Source organism: Streptomyces sp. NPDC058665, from assembly GCF_042714995.1.
Lineage (GTDB): Bacteria > Actinomycetota > Actinomycetes > Streptomycetales > Streptomycetaceae > Streptomyces.
Genome location: NZ_JBHXRX010000011.1, coordinates 43849 through 58136 on the forward strand (window position 1 = coordinate 43849; position 14288 = coordinate 58136).

Consider the following 14288-nt stretch of genomic DNA (forward strand, 5'->3'; position numbering starts at 1 on the left):
GAGACCTTCGATGCGCACACTGATCACCACCGCCTTCGTCTCGCTCGACGGAGTCGTGGAGGCCCCGGGCGGCGAGCCGGGTTACCGGAACTCGGGCTGGACCTTCAAGGACGTGGAGTTCCTCCCGGAGGCGTACGAGATCAAGGGCCGGGAGCAGGAGGAAGCCGCGGCCATGCTGCTGGGGAGAACGAGTTACGAGGCGTTCAGCCCGGTCTGGCCCGGCATGGAAGACTTCGCCCGGTACAAGGTGCTGCCGAAGTACGTGGTCTCCTCCACCCTCACCGACGACGAACTGGTCTCTGACTGGGGCCCGACCTCGATCCTGCGGTCGCTCGACGAGGTCGCCGCGCTGAAGAAGACCGAGGGCGGCCCGATCATCGTCCACGGCAGCGCCACCCTGAACCGGAACCTCTCGGACGCCGGCCTGATCGACCGATACCACCTGCTGGTCTTCCCGCTCCTGCTCGGCGCGGGCAAGCGGCTGTTCAGCGACACGGACAAGGACACCCAGAAGCTGCGGCTGGTCGAGCACGAGGTGTATGCCAACGGCCTGCAGAAGAACGTCTTCGACGTCGTCCACTGAGGACGGTCTCCGGCCGGGTGTGGCGCTGGCTGGGTGTGTGAACCGGACCGCCCGGCCCACACACCCAGCAACCATGGGGGAGTGCCCTCAAGTACGTGGATCGGTACGAAGGCGTTCAACGCGATCCGGTAAAAGGTGGAGCCGTCCGCCTAGAAGTCGCCGTCCGGGCCGTCCAGCCCCCGCTCGTACGCCTCAAGGGTGTTGACGAACATGCGCCGCTGCGCGGGCGTCAGCGGCTCCAGCGCCCTGCGCCAGGCCCCGGCCCCGCGCGCCAGCCAGCCGTCGATGGCGGGCCGGTGCTTGTCGCTGATGCTGACGATGGTGCGCCGCCGGTCGCTCTCGTCGGCCTCGCGCCGCAGAATCCCCTGCCTGCTCAGCTCGCCGACCATCAGGCTCACCGTCGCCGGGGCGACCTCCAGGCGCGTCGCGAGCGTGTTGACGGTCATCGGGCCGTCGAAGAGGAGGAAGGCGAAGAGGGACAGATGGCGGGGGGCGAGGGAGAACGACTCCAGTTCCGCGGGGATTCTGATCCGCTTCACGCGCCCGATCATCCGGGGCATGAGCAGCAACAGCGTACGGATCCCGTCCTCGACGCCGAGGCCGCCGAGGCCGTCGGGGTCTTCGGGGCTGTTGGGCTCGTCGGGGTTGTCGTCGTGCCGCCGGCTGCCGGTTGACATCCGTACCGCCCCTCCATAGCTTTGAGTTCAAAGCATCTTTGCTTGCAAAGCAAATGCGTCTTCTGGTCGAGCGCCGAGCGTATCCGGAGAGGCCACCTCATGACCGACCCCGCACAGCACAGCGACCGCGGCACCCCGCAGAGCCCCACACCTCAGGAGTTCAACCAGCTGATCATCGAGGAGTTCCGGACCAACGGCGGCCGGGTGGGCGGCATGTTCGAGGGGGCACCGCTCGTCCTGCTGACGACGCTGGGCGCGAGGACCGGCAAGCGCCGTACGAACCCCACCGCGTACGCGCGCGACGGCCAACGGCTCCTGGTCTTCGCGTCCAACGCGGGTGGCCCGACGCATCCGGGCTGGTACTTCAACCTGCTCGCGGACAACCGGGTGACCGTCGAGATCGGTAAGGAGGAGGGCGGCGTCGACACGTTCTCGGCCCGCGCCGAACCGCTCCGAGGCGAGGAGCGCGACCGCCTGTTCGCTCTCCAGGCCGCGCGGGACCCGGGCTTCGCGGCGTACCAGGCGGGCACGGACCGCACGATCCCGGTGATCGCCCTGTATCCGTTGAGCCTGACGGACCCGGCGCGGAACCGGGCGATAGGCGAGGAGCTCGTACGCGTCCACGCCCAGCTCCGGGCCGAGCTGACGGCGCTCCGCGCCGGCGCCTCCTCCCCGTCGCCCTCTCCCGACGAAGGGCTGCTGCTGCACTGCCTGAGCTTCTGCGAGTCGCTGGGCATGCACCACACCGCCGAGGACGGCGCGTTCACGGCCTTCGGCCGGCAATTCCCGGAGCTCGCACCGGTGTTGGAGCGCCTGCGTGCGGACCACCGCGCGGTCTCGGCGGCGCTGACGAAGCTCCGACTGGATCCGCCGGCCACGCCCGAGGCTCTCCGAGAGGAACTGGAGAGGCTCGCCGCGGACCTGGACGAGCACTTCGCGTACGAGGAGAAGCATCTGCTCCCGGCGCTCAACGGGCACTGAACGCACCCCACACCACGCAAGGCATCAACTTTCCACGATTTTGGCTACGCAGAGTCACGGTTGGGCAGAACCCGTCCATGCCGAAACCCACGACAGCGGACACCGAGGCGATCGACCGCCTGGCCCGTACCCAACAGCGCCTGGCGACCACCGGCCAGCTGTGCGCCACCGGCCTGGCCTCCAGCACGGCGACCCGCCGCTGCGCACCGGGCGGCCCCTGGCAACGGCTGCTGCCGGGTGTCGTCCTGATACAGACAGGCAAGCCGGACATCTGGCAACAACTGCTGGCGGCGGTCCTGTTCGCGGCCAGGGGTGCCTCCGTCATGTCGGGCCACACCGCCGCGCTGACGGGCGAGGCGGTCCTGGCCATCTACGGCGTACGCGGCGCCCGCACCGACCGGGCCGACGTCCTGGTCGGCGCGGACCGCCGGCTCCGTGACCGCTCGTACGTCCGCCTCCACACCACCCGCCGCTGGCCACCGACCCTGCGCGGCGAAGGCATCCCCTGCGTCCGCGCGGTCCGCGCAGCCGCCGACTTCGCCGCCCACGAGCCCTCACCCGACCGGATCCGCACACTGCTGGTCAGCACCGTCCAGCGGGGCCGCTGCCACCCGGACGACCTCCGCGCCGAACTCCACGCCTCCCACGCCCTGCGCAACCCCGCGGCCCGCGCGGTCCTTGACGACCTCCGCGTCGGCATCGGCTCCATCGCCGAGGGCGAAACCCGCGACACCCTCCTCCGCGCGGGCATCCCGGACCCCCTCTGGAACCCCACACTCCGCACCCCCACGGGCACCTTCCTGGCCCGCCCGGACGCCTACTGGCCCTACGAGGGCGTGGCCCTGGAGGTCGACTCGGCGGAATACCACCTGGGCATCACGGAATACCGCGCCACCCTCCGCCGCCGCCTCCTGCTGGAATCCCACGGAGTGGGAGTCCTGAGCGTGACCCCTACGTTGGTCCGCGACCACCCGGAAGAACTGACAAGGGCGGTCCTCACCAAACTCCACCTCGCCACGACCCGCACAACCCGGCCCCGGGTCGTCCTGCGACCGTGACGCCCTTGGCTCAACTCACCACGGCGCGCGCGACGAGCGTCCCAATGTGGCCGGGCTTCGGGGCATCCAGTACTTCCACCTCGGCATGCGCGAACCCGCTCCGCCTGAGCAGACTGAGCCACTTCCGAGGTGTATAGCTGTACCGATAGGTAAACATCGCTTTGCCCGCGAAGCCACCCTTATACATGCCCTGCGGTCCGTACGCTCCAGGGATGGCGGGCGGATGAGAGAAGACGAGAACCCCACCTGGGTTGAGCCGCCTCGCGACCAGGGGAAGCAGCCGCGCCGGATCGGCGAACCAGACAGCCCCGAAGATCGAGTAGATGGCGTCATAGGTCTCGGTGCTGTCCTGAAGGTGATCGAGCGCACCGGCACAGATGAACCGCGCGCCCGTGTGCCCCCAGCGCTCAGCGACACGCTCGACCATGACGGGGGAAAGGTCGACCCCGGTCGCCTTCATACCCTGTTGAGCGAGAAAGGCCACCGCACGTCCCGTGCCACAACCGATCTCAAGCACGGACTCGGGCTCTCCCAACAGCTCAACTCCCGGCCCGTGCCCGGCATACTGAGTCCAACGGAAGACGGGCTCGCCGTCGAGAACATCGCCCTTAGTGCTGCTCTCGGCGTAGGTATTCCACAGCTCGCGTTCCACATCCATGTCATGCCGTGCTGACAACGTGCTTCCTCGGGTTGACGGTTGAAGTCGTGAACCTGCGCCCGACCTCATGAGGCAAGGGCAGGCGCAGGACTCTAGTTGCTGTCAGTGGCTGTCAGGGACCTTGTCGTCGCACGGAGAGCAGTCGGCTTCATCCTTCGCCCAGAGCTCTTCGTCAACCTCGAATCCGTTGTCCCGAAGCAGCTCGGCCGTACGAAGCACGAGCCCGTCGCGGCGACGCCTGACGAGCGGCGCGTGGTGCTTGTACGTACCGCTGTTGTACTCGGCACAGAAGGCCCAGTACAGCGGTGTGTCGAGGATGAGCTGATGTACCGCCACGTCGACGGTGTAGCCGACGCCCATGTCCACACCACGCCGTTCCATCGCCGTGATTGTGTACGCGATGGCCTGCCCGAGCAGCCTCTCAGGGGTCTCCCGGGTCATGATCGGGTTGTCACGGACCAGAAGCGCGATCTCGCGCTCCCACAGGGTGGGTTCTTCGGCTGTGATCAGATTGGGTACTCGCTGGGCGAGTGCGTTAAGGATGATGCGTGGATCGCGAGTGAGGGTCTGAACGGCAGTGCTCACGGTGGAACCTCCGCATCATGGTTGTTGCGGCTGCGCGCGCTGATGTCGACCTGCCCCACGCGGCTGACAAACTCAAGGGAATCGCGTTCACCCGGATCGCTCCACGGCAACGATGCGGCAGTCGTGACGCACATCTGAGGCGGTGGGCGCATTACCTGGCTAAGGGCTGTCCCGTAATCCCTGGCGGGCGCGCGACGACAGCTACGGCACCTCGCTGCGTTGTCGGAACGTCCGAATACATCCAGTATGCGGACGTCCCTCCGCCTTGCGATGCACCGCATCTGACGCCGCGCGCTGATCCACCAGGGATTACGGGACAGCCCTTAGACGTGGGTTCGGGCGGAAAGGGGACCGGTATGGGTCTCGCGGAGCGGCGGAAGACGCTGGGCTACAGTCAGGAGGGGTTCGCTCACGCCCTCGGTGTCGACCGCACCACGGTCGGGCGCTGGGAGACCGGGCGGACCATGCCTCAACCCGCGTTACGACCGAGGCTGGCCGAGGTTCTGCAAGTCAGTCTGAGTGAACTCAGCACCCTGGTCGGTCAGCTGGCTTGTGCCGAGGAGCCCGCCCGGACGCCATCGGCAAGCGACCACCACGGCTCGGGGGATATCGACGACATGATCCGACGTGAATTCCTACGGGTGATCGCCGTAGCTGGGACTCTCTCCTCGCTGCCGCCTACTGACGCGCACGCCTTGGCGGAAGGTGTTGAGCGCAACGCTTCCGAGGACTTCACCCGTATGAACAGCCACCTGTGGCAGGTGTACCAACTCGCGCGGTAGAAGAGTTCGGTCTATCCGATCGTGCAGGACCAACTCGCCACGCTCATAAGGACTCTTGAAGCTCGTTCGGACACCGTGTCCGGCGCTCTATGCGGCGCCGCCGGGGACCTCTCCCAACTCGCGGGCGAATTGGCTTTCGACAACGGTCGCTACACGGACGCGGCTGCGTCCTACACACTCGCGGCGTCGGCGAGTAGGGAGGCAGGGGCATACGACCTCTGGGCGTGCGCGCTTGTGCGGCACGCGTACGTCGGTATGTCGGGGGAGCAGTACAAGGAAGCCGCAGGTGTTCTCTCCGCAGCCGAAAGGATCGCCAAGCGGGGCGACGGCTCACTCTCCACCCGATACTGGGTGGCCTCCGTCCAGGCGGAGGCATATGCGGGTATGGGCCACCTCACCGCCTGCGAGCGAGCCCTGGACGCCGCCGAAAAGGTGGCCGACCTGACCGGTGTCACCGCCTCCAGCGGCTGGCTCCGCTTCGATGGCTCGCGGCTGGCCGAGGAGCGTTGAGCGCGATACGTACAACTGGGCCGACTCGACCTCGCTGAGTCCGCACTTACGGGCGCGCTGAAACAAGACGCGTTGGCTCAGGGACAGTCGTACCGCCGCCGGGGTGCTGTCCTCACCGACCTGGCCGCCATCGGCGCAAAAGCGACGCGACCCCGACCAAGTGGTGACCTTCGGCCGGGAAGCACTTGAACTCGCTCGCGCTTCTTCCTCCGGATACGTCGCCCGTAGACTCCGTGGCCTACGAGCCGGGTTCGGCCCCTTCGCCGACGACGGCCGTGTGACCGAGCTGGGCTCTGAGATCGACGCGTTGAGCACTTCGTAGCAGACCTGACGAGAGGCGTGGGCATGCCCCAGACCAACGGTGCGCGACTGTTCCGGGAGACCTGGATCGCCGGAGTGCGCAAGCACTTCCCCGGCGAACCGAAGGCCGGCTACGTCACCCCCTGGGACGAGACCCCGGAGTGGGAACGCCGGGCTGCGGGCGCCGTCCACGACCAGGTCGTTCAGCTCTTGGACGTAAGCGACGGAAACGCGTCGAGGCTTTCCCGCGAGCAGAAGAGCCGCTTCGTCGCGACGTGCTGGACGGCTCAGATGTACAAGCACTTCGAAAACCCCAAGCCCGGCTACGTGGCGGACTGGTCCGATCTCCCAGACTGGCAGCAAGAGACCGATGCCGACATCTTCGAGGCGATCGAGGGATCTTCTACAGCCCAGAAATGATCGGGGTTCAGGAACCACCGAATCTCAACCGGAGGCCGCCTTCACCCCGGCAACCGCGCCTGTTACGGGAGAGCGCCTGCACTCAGGCGCCGTCCACAGGGGACGGCGCTTCACGCAGACGCACCGCTTGGGCGTCGTACTCATCGAGTATCTGACGGAGCTGTTCCAACGCCTCCGGAGGGATGTCGGGTGACGCGGACTCGGCCACCAACCGGGCGGCGGACACCAGCGCGGCGAGCTCGTAAGCGTGAGCGGTCGCCCGTACGACACCCGGTCTGGCCCACTCAAGGCGCATGGTCTCAGCCCTTCGATGCCATGTAGTCCTTCATCTGCCCGAGTTCCTCCGCGAACGCGTCGTAGTCCTGACGAGTACCGTTGAGGTAAACGCTCCAGCCGACGCTGTTCTTCGCGTAGTGGACAGCTTCCTGAATCTCCTCGTCGGTGGCCCCGAACATCTTCGCGGCCTCCGTGTGGAACAGCGTGCAGTAACGGCACTTCGTCTCCGAGTGCAACGCTATCCCCATCAGTTCCTTGTACTTGTTCGGGATGAGCGTCTCACCGAGTTCGATCTTCTTGAAGATCTCCCACTCGGCATCCAGCAGGTCCTCGGGGATCTGTGCCAGGAAGTGCGGTACGAGACCAAGGGTCTCCTTGATCTCCGACTCAACTTCGCTTCGGCTCCGGCTCGCCATGGTGATCACTCCCTCTCCACCAAGCGAACGAATCTCCTCTTCCAAGGCTATATCGCACCGCTAATTACAGCGACCGCCGCCGCCCTCACCGGGAGCGCCGGGGTTGACCTTGGTCAGGCAAGCCGGGACGCGCGCAGCGCGCCGACGAAGTCGGCCCACGCGGCCTGCGGTATGTCGACACGGGGCCCGCCGGCCACCTTCGAGTCGCGCACGGCAGTGACGCCGCCCAACTCGGCAACCTCGACGCACTCACCGCCAGCTCCATTGCTGTAGCTGCTCTTTCGCCACTGGGGGTCGGTGGGGGATGGAGTCATCGCGAGTGTTCCTCCAAGGCTGAACGGATCAGTGCATCTGATCGCTGAGGGCTCAGGGCGAGGGCCCTGAAGTGGTCGAAGGCTTTCGTGTAGATGCGTACGTCTGCCGGGAGTTCGAGGTAGACGGAGTCTGTCAGGCCCTCTCGGTACACCACATCTGGATCCTCCTGCTCGGGAAAGCCAAGGATGGTGAAGGGGCCGGTGGTCGGGTACGCGCCTGCGTCGTACGGCAGTACTTGCACTGTCACGTTCCGCCGCTGACCCAGATCCAGCATACGTTCGAGCTGCCCCGCCATCACCTGTCTGCCACCAATGACGTGCATGAGAGCGCTCTGGTGAATCACCGCCCAGAAGTCGGGAGCTTTGCTCTCGGTCAGCAACTGCTGACGGCGCATGCGCACGTCGACGAGACGTGGGATCTCGTCATGGTCCTGGTCAGGCGTGACCCGACTCAACGCGGTGGCGTACTCGGGTGTCTGCAACAAGCCAGGGATGAACTCGCCCTGGTAGGTGTGCAGGTTGGCGGCAGCTTGCTCCAGTCCCACGTACACCGAGAACCACGAGGGCACGGCATCACCGTGCGCGTGCCACCAACCCTTGGTCTTGGACTCCTTGGCCAGTCCCTTCAGCAACTCTCGCAGCTCGTCCGACGTGCCGTAAAAGCGACACAGCGCGTCCACGTCTGACGGCTGTACGCGCCCCTGGCCCGTCTCCATCCTGTTGACCTTGGAACCGCTCCAGTCCAGTTCCTTGCCGACCTGGTTGCAGGTCATCCCGCTCTCATCGCGCAACTTCCTGAGCTCGATCGCCAGGCGACGGCGTCGTGCGGTGGGTGATCCGGCCACTTCAACTCCTCTTGCGGTAACGGGGGTTCTATCCCATCGGAAGCGAGCGCTCACGCCAATCACTCGTTCGGGCGAATCCCTTCATGCACATTGCATGAAGGGATGCTCCGCTGTCATCCTGTCATGGCGAGTGACAGAACGTCACGGCTGGCTCAATCGAGTGCGACGACGCGGGTCGTCCCGGCGGGAGGAGCAGGACCATGGCCATCTACCAGGAGAGTGGTTGCGTGCAACGGCGGCCATGGAAAGTGCCGTTCACCGCTGAACCGTGCATGGCCCCCCGAGTGCGCCGCGCGATGCGGCTGCATCTGTCGCTCTGGGGGCTGTCAGATCTTGAGGACGTGGCTCAGATCTGCGTCTCGGAGCTGGTCGCGAACGTGATCAACCACGTAGGCCCCGGAATCCCGGTCACCCTTGCGGTTTCTACGGACGGCGCCCACCTCCGTATCGAGCTGAGCGCCCCGGACACACGAGCGGTGCCCACGCTTCTCACTCCCAAGTCCGACATGGAGTCGGGCCGCGGCTTGATGATCCTCGATGCGGTGGCCGATCGCTGGGGTGTCATCTCGCGGGCCAACTCGAAGGCGGTGTGGTGTGAGTTGGCCACAGGACTAGAGGCACCGAGCGAACGCCCGAGGAATCCGCGCGTCGCGCAGGCCGAGATGAGCATCATCCGGCATCGGGCTATTCAGTACTCCCCATCGGAGGATGGAAGCCCACTGGCGATGGCAGTGGTAGAGACGTCGGCGATCGACCTCATCGCCGACGTCTTGCACTGGCTCCGCGCCCACGGCTGCGACCCGGACGAAGCCCTTGATCGCGCTCAAATGCACTTCGAAGCGGAGCTGGAAGAAGCCGGCCATGGAAACGGTCAGAGTTTGCTGGTGCATTGAACCCTGGCCGTCACTGCGGCCTTCACCCGCGCTGTTGCGTGGTCGAGTTGGGCGTCGAGATTGATGCGTTGAGCACTTCCCAGGCGAGACCGAAGGCGGCGCGTCGAGGTTCTCCCCCTAGCTGAAGAGCCGCTTCGCCGCGATGTGTTGGACGGCCCAGATGTACAGGTAGTTCGAAGACCCCAAGCCGGGTTACGTGGCGGACTGGTCCGAACTCCCGGCCTGGCAGCGGGAGACGGGCGCCGACATCCTTCGGGGCAAGCGGCGAGGCGCTGGATGTACGAGAGTCTCGATCTGGACTCCACCCGATGCGCCGGCTGATCAAGCGGCCCTGTCGGTGCTCGGGACCTTGGGCGTGCCGCTGCACCCATGACCGAAGGGCGTGGCGATCAGTCGATCGCCACGCCCTTCGGTCATGAGCCTGATCGGGCCGTCTCAGGCTTCAGCGGGCTCCGGCGGATCCGTGTCGAGGTGATGACTTTCTGCTTCCCCCAGGACGAACTCACGGCGAGACCAGTCGTGATAGTGGGCGTCCTTGCATTCGATTGTGCATACGGTGCTACCGGGGGAGTGATTGAGCGAGACCGATGCCGTGCACTCGGCCGGAACCGAGACGCTGTACTCGACCATCTTCTTCGCGGCCACGCGTGAGTCCTTTCTGGGGCTCCATGAGGAGGGGGGTTCCGTGGAGAAGCGATCGAGCATCCGCATCCACAGATCCGTTCAATACAGACAAAAGCCTCTTCTTGCTCACGCTTCCCGCCCCCCTTCGCGGCGCTGTGCGCGAGGGTGGGGGGTAGCCTCCATCACCTCGGATTTTGATGATGATTGACCCTGCTCCTGGTCGCCGATCGTACACGCGTTCCGGTCTTGAGCCACACCGATTGTCGTACCGACTCGGCACCTCGAACGAACTCCCTGATCGATTTCTAGGGCTATGACTGTTTTGCCCGTTCATCGATGATGGAACTCTTAATTTCATCTCCCACGATGAACTTTGGTCTTGTACGCTGCTGGGACGGACAGCGAGAGGGGCTGGAGTGACGCAGGATTTCGCGGACTGGCTGATTGGCATGCTCAATCAACGCGACCTGACCCAGAAGGAGTTGGCCGCGATGGTGGAGGTGACGCCGGCGGCGGTCAACGCTTGGGCGAACGGTCGGTCGGTGCCCCGGTACGCGAAGATAGCTTCGATAGCGGAGGCGTTGGGGGTTGCTGTCGAGGACGCTGTGAACCGGCGCCCCCCGGAGTCGTCAAGTTCCGAGCTGGAATGGGTCTTTCAGAAGGCACCCGAGGACGGCAGCAGGATCGGGGGCAACGCGGCTGCCTACGCCTTCGCCGCGAACCTTGAGGTACTCGCACGCGAGGCCACGCAGAACAGCCTCGACGAGAGGCATTTGGAGGATCAGCCAGTCACCTCTCGTTTCGTGCTGCACGAGTTGACGGGCAGTCACTTGAACATGTTCCTCTCGGCGCTGAGGTGGGATTCGATCGAGCAGCACCTCCGGAAGGCAGCCGACGGCCGGCAGAAAGCCGGCCGTGTATTGCTCGACGGGTTGAATGAACTCGATCGAACTGGCCGCCTCGTCCTGCTCCGAGTTGACGACTACAACGCCAACGGACTGACCGGACCCGAATACGGTGACGGTCGTTTCGCACGGGTCGTCCGTCGCACCCTGGACAGCGGTAAGGCAGAGGGACAGGGCGGCTCGTACGGACTTGGGAAGGCCGCTCTCTGGGCGACAAGTCGATTCGGGCTGGTCCTGGTCAACAGCACGCTGTCCGAGAAGCAGGATGGACGCCACGAACGGCGCATGGCGGGCCGGTTGGAACTCCCCTGGCACACTCTGGGCACTGAGGAGTTTGCCGGGCCTGCCTGGTTCGGCGCCGCTGACCACGAACGCAGCAACGCCGCGCGATCCTGGTGGGCCGACGGCTCCACCACGGAGAGTCTCTACTTGGAGAGGAATGATCCGTTGCCCGGAACCTCGTTCCTCGTGGTGGGGGCCTACGACGGGACCGGGGACACTGAGGAACTGGAAGAGATGCAGGAGCAGTTGACCACCGGTATCGCCGGCAACTTCTGGGCGTCGATGGTCGGCGGCGAGCAGGCCGGCCCCATGCTGCGAGCGTCCGTCGCGTCGTGGCGGAATGGTGTCTCGGTCAGTCCCGAGCGATTCATCGATCCCCACATTTACGAGCCCGCCAGATCTCGTGCAGTCAAGGCGTTCCTCGATGGGAGGACTACTGCCGAGTTGACCTCTCGCGAAGATGTGCTTCAGGGATCGGTGCGGCTCAAGTTGCCTGCTCGTAAGCAATCGGGGAGGGGAACTGCTCAGCCTGCTCAGTTCCACGAGGCGGTATTGCTCGTTACTCCGACGCTTGAGACGGATCCGAAGCCGGATCATATTTCCTATATGCGTGCCAACCGCATGGTTGTCAAGAACAAGCGTGTGAGCGATCTTCCCTTGGGTCATCGCCGATTTCAGGCAGTCCTGCTGGCCGGACTGGCCACTGGGCACAGCGGGCCTGATGCGCTCGAAGCCGAACAGTTTCTGCGTACCGCCGAGCCTCCGGACCACAACGACTGGACGAGTACCGAAGATCTCACGGCAACTTATGTTCGTGGTGCTCGACAGTGCATCCTGAACTTCAAGAAGGCGGCTGAGCAGGAAATTCGTGACCTGCTGAAGGATCAGGAGGAGGAGAGCGACGCAGACGAGGGTCCGCAAATTCTCAGAGACTTGTTGACCCTGGGAACACCGAAAAAAACGCGTACACAAGGCTTTCCTGTGGTGCATGCTGTCTCGGGGGAGGTGGCCGGCAACGGTGCTTGGCAGCTTCGGGTGACGGTTAAAATTCCGGAGCGAGAGGAACCGTGGGTGCTCTCACCCGTTGCTCGCTTCGTTGTGCGCTCCGGAGTAAATATTCCCGTCGAGTGGGCAGGAATGTTGGTTCCCGAGCAGGCCTGTGAGCTGACAAGGAACGGGAATCTCCGATTCCAAGAAGGTGCGAGGCGGGGCGTCTTCAGGGGAGTAACCGACATGTCCAGTCATCCTGTGGCGGCCGACATGTCGTGCATCGAGGTCGACCTGCCCCGCGCCAAGGAGATCGTTGAGTGAAAACCGTCTTTCCCTATCCAATACTTGCAGGGGATGTCGCGCTCCTTGTTGAAAAGGTTTGGGTGGACAATATTCCACTCTCGCTCAGTCTTGTGTCTGATGACGAGTCGGTGATCGCCCTTCATTCACTCAAGCGTGACTGGAACGAAATCCGTGTGAACGTGGTTGTCATGGCCGACGCGGATGAAATTTCCTCTGACGAGTGGGCGAATCCCTCCTGCGTGGCGGTGTTGCGCAACAGGAAAACGAATGTTCGTCTGACATTTCCCCTCCATGAGGAGGAAGCGGGTGTCTGGCGTGGCGAGATCGAGCTGCGCCAAGGTGAGCACGTCGGCCGTTGTGAGATCGACGCATGGGTGGTGGCCGAGGTCAGGGGGGTCGGAAGTCGGTTCATCGGCCGTGCGGTACGACGCTGGAGCGCAGATTTCGATGCCAGACAACCCACGAGGCAGAGAAGCATCAAAATGATCTGGAAAGATTTTGCGGACCATCCTTTTCTCAAGGAGTTTCGTGACGATCCGTGGATGCTGGATGCGGAGGCCGGAGAGCCAGTTCTCTATCTGAATTCTTCGATCGAAGGGTTTCGAGCCGTGCTGGACGCGCCTTCCAACTCCAGTGCCGAGCGGAAACTCGTTCGCGAAGTAATGGCCACCCAAATTGCCTCCGAGGCGTGGACGGCTATGTTCAATACCGCTCTGTACGCCAGTTCGGTGGATGCGAGTGGCGCACCGCAGTGGCCGGGGGGCTGGCAAGAAGAGGTCCTCCGCAAGATGCTTCCCGACCTATTTCCCGAGATAACACCCGATGAGGCGTTGGCGGAGCTCGTTGCCCGTCGAGAAGGCGGGGAGAGCGGATCGGATCTCCATGCGCGACTCATGCACTCGGCCACTCTGAACTCCAAGAAGCAGAAAATCGTGGCAGATACTGTCAGGACATTGACGCGGATGGCCAACGGGAGGGAGCAGGGATGAGCCCGGGAAAGGCTGTCGAAGTGCCGTCAAGAATAGGTAGGCTGCCGGATCTGGTTGCTGCGCGAGCGATCACACCAGGTGTTCTGCAAGGCCACGACAAACTCTCCTTCGCCTCGTTCAAGGAAAAAGTCGAGGATCCTGTCGACAACACGGCACGGTGGGACACGGAGCCCGTCAGGGAACTGTTGGTGGAGGCCCGCCGCCGATTCGCGGACAGTGCACCGACAGCCAGCGACGCGTGGCTGGCTCCGCGCCTGCACTACACGCTGCGTCTCACGAGAAGTGAGGCGTCGGACTCGGGGTTGTGGAACTTCCTGGCGCTGTGTGTCGCGCCCGAATTCGTTCATTGGCGGTGGGCCGGCGGCAAGAGCGGGAAAGGGGTGGGACAGGCGGCGCGTTTTGCGGGCAGGTGGGACTTGCAGTGCTTCTCTCGACTGTGGTGGGCCGCAGAACTCTTCCGTGACGGTAGCAACTACGGTCCGGTCGAGGTCGCATGCGGCAATCAGGACATACTGAACACAGTGTTGCGACAAGAGATGATCCAGCACCGTCCCGCTGCGCAGGCTTTGCTGAGACTCCAGAGAGGCCGTGTCGTCCGTACGGGCCGGGACGTGAACGCCGCCGCATCCGCGGCGAATGCCGCAGCAGCCACGTTGGTTTACGAAGCCATGGCGCCTGATGAACTTCAAGATTCAGATGCTCTGCGCGAGTGGGTACTCGCTGCCGGGGACGACGCGTCGATCCAGTACGAAAGGCTGCCCCAAGGACCTGGTGATGGAAGCGTCCCTCACTGTTCGGCGGAGATATTGGCTGAATGGTTCGAGAAGTTGTTCAAGGACGCACCAGTGCGAGGCAAAGGCAAGGCCGAGTAGCCCACGGTCGATCCGAGCGCCGGCA

At 64.5% G+C, this 14288-nt stretch carries 18 protein-coding genes; 10 read left to right on the plus strand and 8 right to left on the minus strand.

Features of this window, described 5'->3' with window-relative positions; all coding sequences use genetic code 11:
• Positions 1 to 10 precede the first annotated feature (10 nt).
• The gene (locus tag ACFWV8_RS09405) at positions 11 to 583 is read left to right on the plus strand and encodes a dihydrofolate reductase family protein (protein ID WP_384199189.1); all 573 of its coding nucleotides are present in this window, start codon (positions 11 to 13) and stop codon (positions 581 to 583) included.
• A 149-nt stretch (positions 584 to 732) separates the two neighbouring features.
• On the opposite strand, the gene ACFWV8_RS09410 is transcribed toward ACFWV8_RS09405, so the two are convergent.
• Positions 733 to 1143, minus strand: coding sequence for a MarR family winged helix-turn-helix transcriptional regulator (locus ACFWV8_RS09410; RefSeq protein WP_384199369.1), 411 nt, complete (start codon positions 1141 to 1143; stop codon positions 733 to 735).
• A 216-nt stretch (positions 1144 to 1359) separates the two neighbouring features.
• Between ACFWV8_RS09410 and ACFWV8_RS09415 the strand changes: the two genes are divergently transcribed.
• Both ACFWV8_RS09415 and ACFWV8_RS09420 read left to right on the plus strand, forming a co-directional pair.
• On the plus strand, positions 1360 to 2241 hold the full coding sequence (locus tag ACFWV8_RS09415; RefSeq protein ID WP_384199190.1) for a nitroreductase/quinone reductase family protein: 882 nt from the start codon (positions 1360 to 1362) through the stop codon (positions 2239 to 2241).
• Positions 2242 to 2318: 77 nt separating this feature from the next.
• On the plus strand, positions 2319 to 3299 hold the full coding sequence (locus ACFWV8_RS09420; RefSeq protein ID WP_384199192.1) for a hypothetical protein: 981 nt from the start codon (positions 2319 to 2321) through the stop codon (positions 3297 to 3299).
• A 10-nt stretch (positions 3300 to 3309) separates the two neighbouring features.
• Here ACFWV8_RS09420 and ACFWV8_RS09425 read toward each other — a convergent pair whose 3' ends face one another.
• Entirely contained in the window at positions 3310 to 3975 is a 666-nt protein-coding gene (locus ACFWV8_RS09425) for a class I SAM-dependent methyltransferase (protein ID WP_384199194.1), read from the minus strand.
• A gap of 84 nt (positions 3976 to 4059) precedes the next feature.
• Complete coding sequence (locus ACFWV8_RS09430) at positions 4060 to 4542, minus strand: hypothetical protein (protein ID WP_384199196.1); 483 nt, start codon at positions 4540 to 4542, stop codon at positions 4060 to 4062.
• A gap of 356 nt (positions 4543 to 4898) precedes the next feature.
• On the opposite strand from ACFWV8_RS09430, the gene ACFWV8_RS09435 reads away from it, so the two are divergent.
• The 3 genes from ACFWV8_RS09435 (at position 4899) to ACFWV8_RS09445 (ending at position 6554) form a co-directional block, all read left to right on the plus strand.
• Positions 4899 to 5324 carry a helix-turn-helix transcriptional regulator gene (locus ACFWV8_RS09435; RefSeq protein WP_384199198.1) on the plus strand — a complete coding sequence of 142 codons (426 nt, stop codon included), beginning with the start codon at positions 4899 to 4901 and terminating at the stop codon, positions 5322 to 5324.
• 75 nt (positions 5325 to 5399) lie between these two features.
• Complete coding sequence (locus tag ACFWV8_RS09440) at positions 5400 to 5834, plus strand: hypothetical protein (RefSeq protein WP_384199200.1); 435 nt, start codon at positions 5400 to 5402, stop codon at positions 5832 to 5834.
• Positions 5835 to 6179: 345 nt separating this feature from the next.
• Positions 6180 to 6554, plus strand: coding sequence for a hypothetical protein (locus ACFWV8_RS09445; protein WP_384199202.1), 375 nt, complete (start codon positions 6180 to 6182; stop codon positions 6552 to 6554).
• Positions 6555 to 6636: 82 nt separating this feature from the next.
• On the opposite strand, the gene ACFWV8_RS09450 is transcribed toward ACFWV8_RS09445, so the two are convergent.
• The 4 genes from ACFWV8_RS09450 to ACFWV8_RS09465 all read right to left on the minus strand — a co-directional run bounded on the left by ACFWV8_RS09450 (position 6637) and on the right by ACFWV8_RS09465 (position 8405).
• Positions 6637 to 6849 (minus strand): hypothetical protein, encoded by a 213-nt coding sequence (locus ACFWV8_RS09450; protein WP_384199204.1) that lies wholly within the window; start codon positions 6847 to 6849, stop codon positions 6637 to 6639.
• A 4-nt stretch (positions 6850 to 6853) separates the two neighbouring features.
• Complete coding sequence (locus tag ACFWV8_RS09455; protein ID WP_384199206.1) at positions 6854 to 7246, minus strand: carboxymuconolactone decarboxylase family protein; 393 nt, start codon at positions 7244 to 7246, stop codon at positions 6854 to 6856.
• A 113-nt stretch (positions 7247 to 7359) separates the two neighbouring features.
• Positions 7360 to 7560 (minus strand): DUF397 domain-containing protein, encoded by a 201-nt coding sequence (locus ACFWV8_RS09460; RefSeq protein ID WP_384199208.1) that lies wholly within the window; start codon positions 7558 to 7560, stop codon positions 7360 to 7362.
• A complete protein-coding gene (locus ACFWV8_RS09465) occupies positions 7557 to 8405 on the minus strand; it encodes a helix-turn-helix domain-containing protein (RefSeq protein WP_384199210.1) in 849 nt (282 codons plus the stop codon). The genes ACFWV8_RS09460 and ACFWV8_RS09465 overlap by 4 nt, the downstream gene beginning before the upstream one ends.
• A gap of 200 nt (positions 8406 to 8605) precedes the next feature.
• On the opposite strand from ACFWV8_RS09465, the gene ACFWV8_RS09470 reads away from it, so the two are divergent.
• A complete protein-coding gene (locus ACFWV8_RS09470; RefSeq protein ID WP_384199212.1) occupies positions 8606 to 9298 on the plus strand; it encodes an ATP-binding protein in 693 nt (230 codons plus the stop codon).
• Between the two features lie 435 nt (positions 9299 to 9733).
• Here ACFWV8_RS09470 and ACFWV8_RS09475 read toward each other — a convergent pair whose 3' ends face one another.
• Positions 9734 to 9943 carry a hypothetical protein gene (locus tag ACFWV8_RS09475; protein ID WP_384199214.1) on the minus strand — a complete coding sequence of 70 codons (210 nt, stop codon included), beginning with the start codon at positions 9941 to 9943 and terminating at the stop codon, positions 9734 to 9736.
• A gap of 395 nt (positions 9944 to 10338) precedes the next feature.
• Between ACFWV8_RS09475 and ACFWV8_RS09480 the strand changes: the two genes are divergently transcribed.
• From ACFWV8_RS09480 to ACFWV8_RS09490, 3 genes are read left to right on the plus strand one after another with little or no spacing between them, the layout of a single operon-like run.
• Positions 10339 to 12420 carry a helix-turn-helix transcriptional regulator gene (locus ACFWV8_RS09480; protein WP_384199216.1) on the plus strand — a complete coding sequence of 694 codons (2082 nt, stop codon included), beginning with the start codon at positions 10339 to 10341 and terminating at the stop codon, positions 12418 to 12420.
• A complete protein-coding gene (locus ACFWV8_RS09485) occupies positions 12417 to 13391 on the plus strand; it encodes a hypothetical protein (RefSeq protein WP_384199218.1) in 975 nt (324 codons plus the stop codon). The genes ACFWV8_RS09480 and ACFWV8_RS09485 overlap by 4 nt, the downstream gene beginning before the upstream one ends.
• Positions 13388 to 14263 (plus strand): DUF6339 family protein, encoded by an 876-nt coding sequence (locus ACFWV8_RS09490; protein WP_384199220.1) that lies wholly within the window; start codon positions 13388 to 13390, stop codon positions 14261 to 14263. Before ACFWV8_RS09485 ends, ACFWV8_RS09490 begins: the two co-directional genes overlap by 4 nt.
• Positions 14264 to 14288 lie beyond the last annotated feature (25 nt).

Excerpts from the sequence above, each read along its gene's own strand:
- ACFWV8_RS09460 (WP_384199208.1), bottom strand. The coding sequence starts at position 7,560 with ATGACTCCATCCCCCACCGACCCCCAGTGGCGAAAGAGCAGCTACAGC.
- ACFWV8_RS09415 (WP_384199190.1), top strand. The coding sequence starts at position 1,360 with ATGACCGACCCCGCACAGCACAGCGACCGCGGCACCCCGCAGAGCCCC.
- ACFWV8_RS09450 (WP_384199204.1), bottom strand. The coding sequence starts at position 6,849 with ATGCGCCTTGAGTGGGCCAGACCGGGTGTCGTACGGGCGACCGCTCAC.
- ACFWV8_RS09455 (WP_384199206.1), bottom strand. The coding sequence starts at position 7,246 with ATGGCGAGCCGGAGCCGAAGCGAAGTTGAGTCGGAGATCAAGGAGACC.
- ACFWV8_RS09490 (WP_384199220.1), top strand. The coding sequence starts at position 13,388 with ATGAGCCCGGGAAAGGCTGTCGAAGTGCCGTCAAGAATAGGTAGGCTG.
- ACFWV8_RS09410 (WP_384199369.1), bottom strand. The coding sequence starts at position 1,143 with ATGCCCCGGATGATCGGGCGCGTGAAGCGGATCAGAATCCCCGCGGAA.
- ACFWV8_RS09445 (WP_384199202.1), top strand. The coding sequence starts at position 6,180 with ATGCCCCAGACCAACGGTGCGCGACTGTTCCGGGAGACCTGGATCGCC.
- ACFWV8_RS09470 (WP_384199212.1), top strand. The coding sequence starts at position 8,606 with ATGGCCATCTACCAGGAGAGTGGTTGCGTGCAACGGCGGCCATGGAAA.
- ACFWV8_RS09405 (WP_384199189.1), top strand. The coding sequence starts at position 11 with ATGCGCACACTGATCACCACCGCCTTCGTCTCGCTCGACGGAGTCGTG.
- ACFWV8_RS09435 (WP_384199198.1), top strand. The coding sequence starts at position 4,899 with ATGGGTCTCGCGGAGCGGCGGAAGACGCTGGGCTACAGTCAGGAGGGG.
- ACFWV8_RS09420 (WP_384199192.1), top strand. The coding sequence starts at position 2,319 with ATGCCGAAACCCACGACAGCGGACACCGAGGCGATCGACCGCCTGGCC.